Below are 14,003 nucleotides of genomic sequence, written 5' to 3'. Positions count from 1 at the left end.
AGCCCTAAGTTAAAACCGTTACTGCCAAACTCGCTAATGGAGAGTGGACTCTACTAGCAAGATTGTCCAATAAGCGCTGAATAAATGGAGCGCTAGCAAATGCATAACCTGTCACTAAGACCAACGCCATTTGCATGGCAAAGCTATGCAGTGACCATAGTCCGTTGCCCCAGTGCCCTGCCATAGCAATCATGTTTTGGCCAGTAGTAGCCAGTCCTACAGCAAACGCGATAAGGGTCAAAACGATCGAAAATACGAATGGGGATGGTAGATAGCGATTGACTAACTGCACGCTCATATTAGTGATGGCACTAAACATATTCACATTCCTTGTAAATTTAATGTTTGGTTTTAAGAATTGTTATTAGCGCCTTGTTGAACGCTTATCAGATTTGAGTGCGGTTATTGCCACCACATCTGATATAGGGCAAGCATTATATTTTATATTGGTATTCATAACAATACATTCTATCTCGCTATATCATGCGTGAAACACTTGTGCTAACTTAACATATTATTTTCGTAGCGACTAGAAAATAACCATCAGCGCATGTAAGTCAAGGCTGTGCAGGAGTTAAATTGTCGAGATATTAATGCTTAGCAGTCTATAAATCTAGATTTATGTTTGATAAAACAGACGGAATAGGCTTATTTTGATTAATTTTATTGACCTACATCGACAAGCACGGCATACTCGCTGCCTTATTTTTTTGCCAAGGAGGGCCGTCATGTTTAGTACACTTGCTATTGTCATTACCCTATTATTACTCATGTTCTTTGCTTATCGCGGTTATTCTGTGCTGATCCTAGCACCGATTATGGCGACACTAGCAGTCTTACTGTCAGGTGACTTCTTAAGCACCATTCCCGCTTATACCGATGTCTTTATGGGCGCGTTAAGTGGATTCTTACTTAAATTCTTCCCGATATTCTTGCTAGGCGCACTATTTGGACGCCTAATGGCAGACTCTGGCGCAGCAACTGCCATTGCCAATACGGTCGTCGAAAAACTCGGTGCTAGCAAAGCCATCCTTGCGGTGATTTTGGTCTGTGCTATTTTGACCTATGGCGGCGTATCGTTGTTCGTTGTGGCTTTTGCCATCTATCCAATTGCCAAAGACTTGTTTAGAGCGGCAGATATTCCAAAGCGTTTGATTCCAGCAGCGATTGCCCTAGGGTCATTTACGTTTACGATGACTGCACTGCCAGGCACGCCAGCTATCCAAAACGCTATTCCAATTCCTTACTACAACACCAACGTATTTGCCGCGCCTATTTTGGGTATCATCGGTGGTACGATCATGTTTGTCTGTGGTTGGATGTGGCTTCAGTCACGCGCCAGAAAAGCTAATGCAGCAGGCGAAGGTTATGGTCAGCATGACGAAGAAGATGTAGGCGGCGTTGGCGCAACGGCAAAAGAAGCTGAGGTATTAAATACTCACCATACTTCATTCACCGTTGCCATGATTCCGCTGGTATTGGTCATTGGCTTGAACGCTATATTGACCTATGTAGTATTCCCATCGATAGATTTCAGTAGCCTACAAACTCAATTCCCAGAGTTGAATATTGCAGGTTCGCTTGGGTTATGGTCAATTATTATCTCATTGGTCGTTGCTTGTGTGGTGCTAATATTGCTACGTATTGGACATTGGAATAACCTACAAAGAACTATCAACCGCGGTACTTATGACTCAATGTTGCCTATTTTTAATACCGCCTCAGAAGTGGGTTACGGCGCGGTTATCGCCTCGCTTGCAGGCTTCCTTATCATTCGTGATAGCATTTTAAACCTTACTCCTGACAATCCTCTAATCTCAGAAGCCGTCGCTATGACCACGCTTGCTGGTATCACAGGTTCATCGTCTGGTGGTTTGAGTATTGCACTATCTACATTGGGTGAAGATTATCTAAGAATGGCAGTCAATGCGGGTATCGACCCTGAGCTGATGCACCGCGTAGCCGTTATGGCGGCAGGTGGTCTTGATACGCTTCCGCACAGTGGCGCTGTCATCACCTTGCTAGCGATTTGTGGTTTGACCCATAAGCAGTCTTATTTGAACTTGGCGATGGTGACGATGGTTATTCCATTGGTCGCTGTGGTTGCTGTTATTATCTTAGGTACGATGTTCGGTTCATTTTAAGGAAGCTTAAGTCATTTGTTATTGCTAACGATTGGTATCTAAGCGAATATTTAATAGACAAAAACCCACTTAGCATCATGCTTGGTGGGTTTTTTATAATTATTCAATTATTGAAAAATGCAGCTTAAATCTATTTTTTTATAGTCAGTGGATACCTGACAAAGAGGAAGTAATTACTAAGGAATATCACAAATTTGACTGAATTACGGTATCATAGGCGCACTTTTTAAATTTCCCTCATTTTTGGAAGTTTTTAGCATTGATAATATCGCGTCCAATAGCCATAACTAGCTGAAGACGTTTGATAACCAACCCGTTTATATAAAAATATAGGTGATAAAAGTGCGTGAGATTTTAGTAACTAGTGCGCTGCCCTACGCCAATGGCTATATCCATTTGGGGCATCTTGTAGAGTATATTCAAACTGACATTTGGGTACGTGCGATGAAAGCGCAAGGTCACCAGGTCACCTATGTCTGCGCGGATGATGCACACGGTACGGCAATCATGCTCAAAGCAGAAGCCAATGGCGTCACGCCAGAGGAGCAAATTGCTTCAGTGAAAGCGTCACACGAAGCAGATTTTTCAAAATTCCTAATCAATTTTGATAATTATCACAGCACCCATTCAGAAGAAAACAAACAGTTCTCTGAGCTGATTTATCGTCGTCTAAATGATGCTGGTCATATCAGCACAAAAGATGTCGAGCAGCTGTTTGATCCTGAAAAGCAATTATTTCTAGCGGATCGCTTTGTCAAAGGCACTTGCCCAGAGTGTGATTCACCAGACCAGTACGGCGATAACTGTGAAGTATGTGGCACCACTTACGATGCAACAGATCTAAAAGATCCGCATTCGACACTGTCTAATGCAACGCCTGTGCTCAAAACCTCTAAGCATTATTTCTTTGATTTGCCAGAGTTTGAACAGTTCCTAAAAGACTGGACGCGCAGTGACAACCGTTTGCAAACGTCAGTCGCCAACAAATTACAAGAATGGTTTGAGGCAGGACTTGCCAGCTGGGATATCTCACGTGATGCACCCTACTTTGGCTTCCAAATTCCAGATACTCCAAGCGATGAGCCAGACAAATACTTTTACGTATGGTTAGATGCGCCAGTTGGCTACATGGCAAGCTTTAAGAACCTATGTGATAAGCGTGCAGGCACAGACCAAGCACTTGATTTTGACCGTTATTGGGCACAAGAAAACGAGCATAAAACCGAAGTCTATCACTTCATTGGCAAAGACATCGTTTACTTCCATGCCTTGTTTTGGCCAGCCATGCTAGCTGGTAGTGAGTTACGCACGCCAACTGGTGTCTTTGCCCATGGCTTCTTGATGGTCAATGGCGAAAAAATGAGTAAGTCACGCGGTACTTTTATCAAGGCCGAGACTTACGCAGAGCATTTACATCCTGAATACCTGCGTTATTACTTCGCCAGCAAACTGTCTGATAAAGTTGAAGACATCAACTTAGATTTAGAAGACTTTATGCAGAAGGTAAACTCTGACTTGGTTGGTAAAGTCGTCAATATCGCCAGTCGTAGTGCAGGGTTCTTGGTTAAGAAGTACGACGGTATGCTGTCAGAAGTTTGCGTCGAGTCAGAGCTATTAGAAGACATCACCAAAACGGGCGATGAGATTGCAGCTGCTTATGAGAATCGTGAATTCTCACGTGCTATGCGTTTAATCATGCAATGTGCGGACAAGGCCAATGAATATATCGATGCCAAAAAACCATGGTCATTAGCAAAATTGGAAGGTACTGAGCAAGAGGTTCAAGACGTCTGCTCGGTCGCTATCAATATTTTCCGTCAATTGATGGTGTATCTTGCGCCAGTATTACCTGAGCTGACTAATAATGCTAAAGAATTTTTGAACCTTGATGATTTAAGTTTTGCCAGTCGTAATGAGTGGTTACTAGGTCATAAAATCAATAAGTTCAAACCACTGATGCAACGTATCGAAGAAAAAGATATTGAAGCAATGGTAGAAGATTCTAAAGCATCCTTAACTCAAGCAGATGCTCCTGCTGTGCCTGACAATAGCAAGCCTGCCGCAAACGAAAAAGCACCTGCAATAAATGCAGATGCTGAGCAAACTGACTATATTGGTATCGAAGACTTTGCCAAAGTCGAGATGAAAGTCGCACACGTCTTAGAGTGTAACCATGTAGAAGGTGCTGATAAGTTACTACAGTTCACGCTAGATGTTGGTGAAGACAAGCCACGTAACGTATTTAGCGGTATTCGTAAGTTCTATGAGCCTGAGCAATTGATTAATAAGAAGGTTATTTGCGTGACCAACCTTGCCCCGCGCAAGATGAAATTTGGCGTATCAGAAGGCATGGTATTGTCAACTGGCGAACCAAAGACAGGCTTAACTGTCGTTACCTTACCGGATGCTTGTGTTGTTGGTGACGTACTGGCATAACGGTTATTTTTAGGATTAAAAAATGAAAAAGATGCCCTAAGTGGCATCTTTTTTTATGGTTGATTTAGCAAATAACTAAAAACCAAGCCGTAACTTATCTGCTCAAAATATCGATAATCTGCAATGTATCATTGATCACCGTCACAATATTATTCTCTGGCGTACGAATACGAACATAACGGTCATCATAACGGTCTAAAACGACAGAACGGTCATAATCCCTTCTATCAATCTTGCCGACTACTCTATAACCGTATCTATCAAGATCACGCTTGAACGAAGCATTCGGGCTAGCATTGCGATAAGCGTTGATACTTGGGTGGGCGTTGCCGCTATGCTTATAGTTTTTACTGATATGGGCAGAGTTGCCTTTGCTATTACCATGTCCATTACCGTGCCCGTTTCCATGACCATCTTTTGCCATAGCAGGCAATCCAATCAAAGAAGTGGCGGTGATACCGGCGATGGTTAATAATTTAAGATTAGCTGTGTTCATAATATTATCCTTAAAATAGTCATTCGAAAAAGTTAGATAAGTTATAGCACTATTTCATATCCACTATGGCAGCACAATGTCATCAAAATGACTGGATTATCTTTAGAATTATCATGTTTCTCGTATAAAAATTAGCTTACGTTAATTATGAAGTGAGTACGTAATAGATGCGTTGCTAGGATGTAAGCGTTTTGCATATGGTTTGAGCAAACAAAAGTACCCTAGCGGCATCCGTTATATTCAGATCTACATAAGAGCTCCAATACATCACGCGTCTTAATAAGATAAAAAGAAGTGATGATTTTTTTATTATCCATCACCATGACCGCTACACATTAATTTCTTATTGCGATAACTTACATTACTGTCATAATATGAACATAATAATCGATGGAACGATTACTTTATTTAATTGTTAGCCTGCTATCTCAGCATCAACATAGCATTGACTTGGCTAATCTGCATTCTTCAATATCATGGCAAAAAACCAAAGTACACCAAACAGATGAGCAAAATGACTACTATATAAATTAGTAGTCTCAGTCAGTCTGGCGGTATCTATTTGGTTTTTGCGATTGATATAACCTATGAGTTAACCTAATAATGACTATTGCTTCTACTCTACGCTTAAGCCTATATGGCGTTGCTCTTAGTGCCATTAGCACACTTGGAATAATCGGCTGCTCAAACTCCTCTACCGAGACCGCAGCGACTGCTGAAAATAGCACGGCTACAGACAAACCTGCCAAATCTATTGCCATTACTCAAATCGTTGAGCATCCATCATTAGATGATATGCGCCGCGGTATTATTGATGAGTTGGCTGATAACGGTTATGTCGAAGGTCAAAACCTAACTGTTAACTTTCAAAGTGCGCAAGGAAACACAGCGACCGCAGGACAGATTGCCAAGCAATTTGCAGGAGACAATCCTGATGCGATCGTAGCAATCTCAACACCTTCTGCGCAGTCAGTGGTAGCCGCGACCACCACTATCCCTATTATCTACACTGCTGTGTCAGATCCGCTAGGTGCCAAACTCATCACAGCAGATGGCAAGCCTTTTCAAAGCAATTTGACTGGACTATCAAGCCAACTACCGCTAGAGCCGCAGTTGGATTTGTTACAGCAGATAAAACCTGACTTAAAGACCATCGGTTATGTCTATAGCCCAGGTGAGGCAAACTCAGTATCATTGCGTGAGAACCTAAAACAAGCTCTGCCAGCGCGAGGTCTGTCACTATTAGACATTCCTGCCAATCGTCCAACGGATATCGGCATGGCGACACGCAGTTTGCAAGGACGCGCAGATATCATCTATACCTCATTTGACAACAATGTTGCTTCTGCCTTTGAGGCCATGACCCAAGCAGCAAATGAGCTAAAGTTACCGATTATCGCGTCTGATGAATTCAGTGTAAAACGCGGCGCGACTGCTGCGCTTGGTGTTAATGATTATGATTTTGGTCGTACCACTGGCAAGATGGTATATCGTGTGTTAAATGGCGAAGCGGTCAACACCATCAAACCTGAAGTCATGAATGATCTGACCTTATATGTCAGTCCTAAGCACGCCAAAACACAAGGTGTCAGCTTGCCAGCAGAGTTACTAAAAAACGCCATCAATGTTGATATTGATGCCGAAACCAAATAAAAAGTAGTAAGCTATCTATTAGCTCGTCAATTATTTATATAGTGTACGGACACACTATTATTTTAGGAGTAAGACCCATGTTGTCTCAAAATCGTTTTGGTCGTTTTAATTTCGGTAAGGCTCTATTATTAGGCGGTGTATGTACGGCTATCTTGACTGGTTGTAACCAATCAGCGCAAGATGATGGCTCCACGGATGCTGCCGCTAGTGGTGATACAGCGACGGCTATGAAGACCGTTGCTATTACTGCTATCGTCGAACATCCAGCGCTTGATGATGTACGCAAAGGTGTCATTGACGAGTTAAACGAAGCGGGATTTAAAGACGGTGAAAACTTAACCGTTAACTTCCAAAGCGCGCAAGGAAACACTGCTACTGCTGGTCAGATTGCAAAGCAATTTGTCGCTGATGCGCCAGATGTTATCGTCGCTATTGCAACACCGTCTGCGCAGTCTGTTGCCGCTTCTACTAGCAGCATTCCATTGGTATTCTCAGCAGTTACTGATCCAGTAGCAGCAAAACTGGTACCTAAGCTAGATGGTTCTGGCACCAACGTTACAGGCGCATCAGACGCCCTACCATATGAGCCACAAATTGATTTGATGCGTCAAATCATTCCATCATTAAAGAACGTTGGTTATGTCTATAGCCCAGGTGAAGTCAACTCAACGATTATCTTAAAAAATCTAAAAGAGAAGCTAACACCACTAGGTATCAATGTATTAGAAGCGCCTGCACAGCGTAGTAACGACATTGCGATGGCAGCGCGTAGTCTCGAAGGTAAGGTCGATATGATCTATACTTCAACTGACAACAACGTAGTATCAGCGTACGAATCACTTTATCAAATCGCCAAACAAAGTAAGATTCCTCTCATTGCCTCAGACACTAGCTCAGTTGAGCGCGGTGCTGTTGCTGCTCTAGGCGTGAACTACTATGAGCTTGGCCGTGAAAGTGGTAAAATTGTCGTACGTATCTTAAACGGTGAAAAAGCAGGTGCTATCCCTGTTTACACTCCACAAGCGCTTGATCTATACGTCAGTCCAAAACACGCTAAAGAAGAAGGCATCACGTTGCCACAAGCGGTTATCGATAAAGCTAAAGAAGTGGTAGAATAACGCACCTTTGTATTTGTCTCACAATAGCAGGTATAAATAGGAAAGCGACACGAATCAATACTGTGTTGTCTACCTTAAAATATACGGCTAATAATTAAACAAGAAACCCAGCTATGAGTCATTAGGCTGGGCTTCTTGTCTAAACAGAGTCTTTTTTGCAAGCGTGTTTAATAGTGCTGTATTTGTCTGGCCATTTATCTGATACTTGTTAAGTAGAGGATAGGTTTATGGCTTACATTGCAGTGCATTGAACCATCGCTTCAAACCAAGGTAGCTTATGATCGTTGTTAATCGTGATATGTTTTGGTTTACCCTAACCGCAGATTGCTTAATCTGTTAAATTCACCGCTTAGCTGTTTAGCAGGTAGATGATTTTGGCAATTGCCATTTACTTATCTTGGTACCATACGCTAGACACTTGGTTATGACTTACTGATCTCTTATGTCTTTAATTGCTTTTTTTGGTGCGCTTGAAAGTGGTCTGATTTATGGCCTAGTAGCACTCGGTGTGCTTATCTCATTTCGTACGCTCGACTTTCCAGATTTAACCGCTGACGGTAGTTTTCCGTTGGGCGGTGCAGTCGCTGGTATTTCTATCATCGCTGGTATCAACCCATGGTTGGCCTGTGCTTTTGGGATGTTAGCAGGTTCAGTCGCTGGTATCGTCACTGCGTGGTTGCATGTCAAACTTGGCATCTTGCAGCTGCTTGCCAGTATTTTGGTCATGGTTGCCTTATATTCTGTCAACCTACGCATCATGGGCGCGCCAAACCTACCCTTGCTTGGCGAAACCACAGTGTTTAGCACCCTGGTGACCGATGGTAATGGTTATTGGATGCGCTGCCTGATTATCGGTGTCGTCGTCGCAGCTGCTATGTTATTTTTGAACTGGTTCTATAGCACCGAGACAGGTCTGTCGATGCGCGCTACTGGCTCAAACCTAAGAATGGCACAGGCGCAAGGTATCAATACCTCGTGGATGACTATCATCGGTATGGCGATTTCTAACGGTTTGATTGCCTTAGCGGGAGCACTATTTGTCCAGACTCAGGGTGGCGCAGACATCTCAATTGGTATCGGTACAATCGTCATTGGTCTAGCAGCGGTCATCATCGGTGAGACCATCATTCCTGCCAAGCGTATTTGGCTGATCACCTTTGCCGTTGTTGTCGGCGCGGTATTGTACAAACTGTTTATTCAGGTCGCACTATCAAGCGATACGCTACGTAGTATCGGCTTTGGTCCACAGGATTTGAACTTGATTACTGCACTGCTCGTGGTACTAGCCTTGGTATTGCCAAAAGCGAAAACCAAGTTTTTATCACGCAAGGTTCGCGCCTAATGACAGTCAAAGCAGGTATTTATAACACTTGCTTCGCTTGAAGAGACAATAAGGAATAACGATTATGATGCAAGCCACCGATTTACGGTTGACCTTTAACCCAGGCACGCCCATCGAAAACCCTGCCCTACGTGGTATCAGCTTAAACATTGCTGACGGTGAATTTGTCACTGTCATTGGTACCAATGGCGCAGGTAAATCTACTTTTTTGAACGCGGTAAGCGGTACGACGCGCGTCGATAGTGGCTCAATCTTGCTAAATGGCATTGATGTGACTAAGAAATCCGCTCATCAACGTGCGCATTGGGTTGCTCGCGTCTTTCAAGATCCGATGGCCGGTACTTGTGAAGCGCTAACGATTGAAGAAAATATGGCTTTGGCCTACAAACGCGGCGGTAATCGCGGTCTGAAATTTGCATTGAACCAGAACAACCGTGATTTGTTTCGAGAAAAACTATCCGTTTTAAAATTAGGTCTAGAAAATCGTCTAACCGATCGTATGGGTCTACTCTCTGGTGGTCAACGTCAGGCAGTAAGTCTTCTAATGGCATCATTGCAGCCTTCTAAGATTTTGCTGCTTGATGAGCATACTGCAGCTCTCGATCCTAAGACTGCGGCATTTGTCTTAGAATTGACTGATAAGATTGTCACGGACAATAAGCTAACCACGATGATGGTTACCCACTCAATGCAACAAGCGTTGGCACATGGTACACGCACCGTTATGCTGCATCAGGGTCAAGTCGTGTTGGATGTGGCTGGTGACATTCGTAAAGGTATGACCGTACATGATCTACTCGATATGTTCGAGCAAACACGTGGCGAAAAAGTTGAAGATGACAGCCTGATTTTAAGCTAAGTTTTTGAGCTAATGCTGTCCATGAGTTACGACTTATAAATTTGTACCTGTCGGATATAACCATTTCCGACAACCTCAAAAACCTTCAAGAGAATTGATTTTTCTTGGAGGTTTTTTGTTATCTATAGTTAATGATCATATGAACTTTTCACTGACCATTATATAGTTGTCGTCTATCAAAGCTTCGCTGTTGTCATCTATCTATGAGGTCTTTCATGCGCAAAATTCCTATTTACTCCCATCCTGCTGCTGGTTGGCCTGCGCTGATCTCATCTACTCAAAAGCTAATGGACTATAAGACATTTTTGCGTGGCGGTATAAGTGTATTTAAAAGCAATCAACCTCAAGGTGGATTTGATTGCCCAGGCTGTGCTTGGCCTGACCATAAGTCACACAAAGCCATCGATGTCTGCGAGAACGGTATTAAAGTCATTGCCAGTGAGACTATGACCCATAAAGCAGATGCCGAGTTTTTTGCAAGACATACCGTTACTGAGCTACAGGGATGGACTGGTTACGAGCTTGAACATAGTGGCCGTTTATCAGAGCCGATGTATTATGATGCCGCGCAAGATCGCTATGTCCCTATCCCTTGGGAAGCCGCTTATAGCTTAATCGCTGAGCAGTTAGGACAGCTAGATTCACCGGATGAGGCATTATTTTATACATCAGGCCGTGTGACTAACGAGCCCGCCTTCTTATTTCAATTGTTCGTACGCTGCTTTGGTACCAATAATTTGCCTGATTGCTCAAATATGTGTCACGAGCCAACCTCAGTAATGCTAAGCAGACAGCTAGGTATTGGTAAAGCGACCGTGATGTTAGAAGATTTCGAGCAAGCCAAGCTGATATTAATGTTTGGGCAAAACCCAGCGACTAACCATCCACGTATGTTAGAGATGCTCGCCCATGCGCATGAGCAAGGCTGTCGAATTATTTCAATCAACCCCATGCGTGAACAAGGCCTAAGCAAATTTAGAAATCCACAAAAACCAACTCATATGGCAGCCGGTCAAAGTGATGACATGATCGATGAGGTCATTCAGATTCAAATCGGTGGGGATGCCGCATTATTGACAGGCATTGCCAAATGGCTGATCGAAAACGATAAAATCAATCATGACTTTATTACCACTCATACTTCAGGATTTGAACCTCTAAAACAGTGGCTAACAGAGCAATCATGGACAGATATCACACTTGGCTGCGGTATTTCTCAGACAGATATTATTAATCTCGCTACGCTCGTGGCTGATAGTCCAGCAACGATTTGCACTTGGGGCATGGGCATTACTCAGCACGTACAGGGTGATGACAATGTCGCGATGATTACCAACTTGCTCCTGCTGATGGGCATGATTGGTATCGATGGCGCCGGTGCATCTCCAGTACGTGGACACTCCAACGTACAGGGCGATCGCACTATGGGTATCCATGAACGCCCTAGCAAAAGCTTACTAGACGGTTTAGAGCATGTATTTGAGCATCCTATGCCGCAAGAGCACGGCTATGATGTTGTCACTGGTGCTAAGGCTCTTATAGCTGGTAAATTAAAAGTCTTTATGGGTATGGGTGGTAACTACGCAGTGGCTGCCCCTGATACCAGCGCCATTGAGCAAGCCTTAACCACTACTCAGCTTAATATATTTGTAGGTACTAAGCTCAATGAGACTATGCTATACCCCGGTGCTAACAATTTGATCCTACCTTGCTTAGGCCGTACCGAACGTATTGTCACGACAAAGGGTGAGCAATTTGCCACTATCGAAGACTCTATGTGTCAGATCGTACCCACTCAAGGTAAGCTCAAACCTGTTAGTGATACTTTAAAATCTGAAGCGCAAATCGTAGCGGATATCGCGACCCATGTACTCGGCGCTGACTCGTCTATTCCTTGGCTGGCGATGAGTGAGGATTTCGATATTATTCGAGACTATATCGCTCAAGCCATTAATGGATTTGAAGACTTTAATCAGCGTATACGTATCTCTGAGCGTGGCTTTCATTTGTATCATGCGGCACGTCATCGTGTATGGAATACCGAAAGCGGCAAAGCCCAGTTTGAAGTACCACAATATCCGATTACTTTTGTCGCTGCACAAATGGCAGCTGCAAACGATATCGATGATATTGAAAATACAGCGCAAAAGGTTTGGCAATTGACCAGTGTCCGCAGCCATGACCAATTCAACACTATGATTTTCGGGTTTAAAGACCGCTATCGTCAAACGGATCGCCGTGATGTGCTATTCATGCATCCAGATGAAATAAGTCGTTTAGGTTGGCAAAAAGGTGACCGTGTTATGGTCACTCGCCAGCGTGCCAAAAACAGCCTAGAGCAACCACGCGTATTAGGCCCACTGGTATTGAGCGAGATGGATATTGCCTCTAACGCTGTTGCCGCTTACTATCCCGAGTGCAATGATCTCTTTGATTTGGAGACATATGCGCCAGATTCTCATATCCCAGCGTACAAATCGACGACCGTCGTTTTAGAGCGCGTAGAGGAAAATACATCGATAGCTACGCCTGCGTAAATCATCCTGCGAAGAGCCAATGCAAATGACATTTTCATTAGCTCTCGCTTCAAATGACCATAAGCACACTCATATTTCTAGGCCATGATAAATCGTGATAACCATTGAAGATAACGCTCAGCAAAGTGAGATTTCTATTGAACCCGCTATGATAGATAATTCAACTAGCACTAAGATAGTTACACCTAAGCTGTCTAACGATGATAGGTTGTCAGAGACACCACTTGCTTGTGGTCATTTCGCACAAAAGCATCATTACCCGTCAGTTATTAGCGACCCTAATAATGACTCTCATCTTCAAATCGAATCTCAGACCACCAGCTTAGCAGTCGAAGCTGCGGTCTCTATCATCATTAATGGGATTCATTATGCTGTGCTGATGGCTAGTCCTCATCAGTTAGAGTATTTGGCTGTTGGGTTCTTATTTAGCGAAGGATTAATTCAATACAGTCACGAGTTACTCGACTGGGAAGTGACTCACCTTGCAGATATCGCTAGCTACCAGAAGTTCGTTCAAGATTCGAGTGACGAAGATCTTGACTCAGTATCAATTGAGCAAAGCTTAGAACGATTTCAAGATTACGATATCTATGTCGTGGAGTTGGTATTGAGCCAACGCTGCCATCAACGTATACAGGCACAAAAGCGGCAGCTCGCAGGGCGTACAGGCTGCGGTATGTGCGGTATTACTGGACTAACACAAGCTTTGCCTGATTTAAGTGCTTACTCTCAAAGAAGTCTACAGTTCGATCATAATCAACCGATAAGCAACGATAGTGCTAAGACGACTGTTCCAAGTCTTGACTACCTACTGGCACTGCGTCAACAAGTGGATGCCGCGCAGCATACACATCAGCTGACAGGTGCGGTACATGCCGCAGCAACGATACATAATCAGCAGCTGTATTTATTTGAGGATGTAGGCCGCCATAATGCACTTGATAAACTCATCGGCTGGCAATTACGCCAAAAAGCAGACGTTAGCTGTGTGCTTATGACTTCGCGTCTCTCTATTGAACTGGTTCAAAAGTCTATTCGAAGTCAAATCCCGTGGCTAGTTGGCATGTCAGCACCCACCAGTACAGCCGTGCGCGTGGCTGAGCGTTATGGTCTTGGATTGGCTGGATTTTTACGTGATAACCGAGTCACTTACTACACCAAACAAAATAATATATAAAAACTCACTTCTGCTTGTTCATTAAGAGCAACCATCATCTATCGCTCATTATCTATTTTTCTAATGAAAGCTTCAGCTAACCATTCATGGTTATAACTTAGCTCATAGCGATATATCACTCGATGCTACTAATAATAAAACCTTATCTTTCAATGCTTTATTAAAAATCTTATTAAATCTCTTTAAATAAATACTTATATATCATCTTCGGTCATTGTTTGGTAAATATCGGATAATGTTT

Annotated in this window: 10 protein-coding genes; 8 read left to right on the top strand and 2 right to left on the bottom strand. The window is 43.3% G+C overall.

The annotated features are described in order from the left end of the window. Nucleotides 1-4: 4 nt before the first annotated feature. Nucleotides 5-319 carry a TIGR00366 family protein gene (locus QL898_RS03070; protein ID WP_290175755.1) on the bottom strand — a complete coding sequence of 105 codons (315 nt, stop codon included), beginning with the start codon at nucleotides 317-319 and terminating at the stop codon, nucleotides 5-7. A 409-nt stretch (nucleotides 320-728) separates the two neighbouring features. Between QL898_RS03070 and QL898_RS03065 the strand changes: the two genes are divergently transcribed. Together QL898_RS03065 and metG are read left to right on the top strand one after the other, a co-directional pair. Then, nucleotides 729-2,144, top strand: coding sequence for a GntP family permease (locus tag QL898_RS03065; RefSeq protein WP_290175754.1), 1,416 nt, complete (start codon nucleotides 729-731; stop codon nucleotides 2,142-2,144). Between the two features lie 333 nt (nucleotides 2,145-2,477). After that, nucleotides 2,478-4,580 (top strand): methionine--tRNA ligase, encoded by a 2,103-nt coding sequence (gene metG, locus QL898_RS03060; RefSeq protein WP_290175753.1) that lies wholly within the window; start codon nucleotides 2,478-2,480, stop codon nucleotides 4,578-4,580. A gap of 94 nt (nucleotides 4,581-4,674) precedes the next feature. Here metG and QL898_RS03055 read toward each other — a convergent pair whose 3' ends face one another. After that, the gene (locus tag QL898_RS03055) at nucleotides 4,675-5,076 is read right to left on the bottom strand and encodes a hypothetical protein (protein ID WP_057759279.1); all 402 of its coding nucleotides are present in this window, start codon (nucleotides 5,074-5,076) and stop codon (nucleotides 4,675-4,677) included. A gap of 603 nt (nucleotides 5,077-5,679) precedes the next feature. On the opposite strand from QL898_RS03055, the gene QL898_RS03050 reads away from it, so the two are divergent. The 6 genes from QL898_RS03050 (at nucleotide 5,680) to QL898_RS03025 (ending at nucleotide 13,762) form a co-directional block, all read left to right on the top strand. Beyond that, a complete protein-coding gene (locus QL898_RS03050) occupies nucleotides 5,680-6,729 on the top strand; it encodes an ABC transporter substrate-binding protein (RefSeq protein WP_290175752.1) in 1,050 nt (349 codons plus the stop codon). Between the two features lie 77 nt (nucleotides 6,730-6,806). After that, nucleotides 6,807-7,847 (top strand): ABC transporter substrate-binding protein, encoded by a 1,041-nt coding sequence (locus QL898_RS03045; RefSeq protein ID WP_290175751.1) that lies wholly within the window; start codon nucleotides 6,807-6,809, stop codon nucleotides 7,845-7,847. A gap of 442 nt (nucleotides 7,848-8,289) precedes the next feature. Beyond that, nucleotides 8,290-9,189, top strand: a complete 900-nt coding sequence (locus QL898_RS03040; RefSeq protein ID WP_101204314.1) for an ABC transporter permease — start codon at nucleotides 8,290-8,292, stop codon at nucleotides 9,187-9,189. Nucleotides 9,190-9,253: 64 nt separating this feature from the next. Beyond that, nucleotides 9,254-10,048, top strand: coding sequence for an ABC transporter ATP-binding protein (locus tag QL898_RS03035; protein WP_057759272.1), 795 nt, complete (start codon nucleotides 9,254-9,256; stop codon nucleotides 10,046-10,048). Nucleotides 10,049-10,263: 215 nt separating this feature from the next. Continuing rightward, on the top strand, nucleotides 10,264-12,585 hold the full coding sequence (locus tag QL898_RS03030; RefSeq protein ID WP_290175750.1) for an FdhF/YdeP family oxidoreductase: 2,322 nt from the start codon (nucleotides 10,264-10,266) through the stop codon (nucleotides 12,583-12,585). A gap of 94 nt (nucleotides 12,586-12,679) precedes the next feature. Next, nucleotides 12,680-13,762: a formate dehydrogenase accessory sulfurtransferase FdhD gene (locus QL898_RS03025; protein ID WP_290175749.1), complete on the top strand. Its 1,083-nt coding sequence runs from the start codon at nucleotides 12,680-12,682 to the stop codon at nucleotides 13,760-13,762. Nucleotides 13,763-14,003: the final 241 nt, after the last annotated feature.

The organism is Psychrobacter sp. APC 3279, assembly GCF_030407795.1.
GTDB lineage: Bacteria > Pseudomonadota > Gammaproteobacteria > Pseudomonadales > Moraxellaceae > Psychrobacter.
This window is presented reverse-complemented; position numbering and strand designations above follow the sequence as displayed.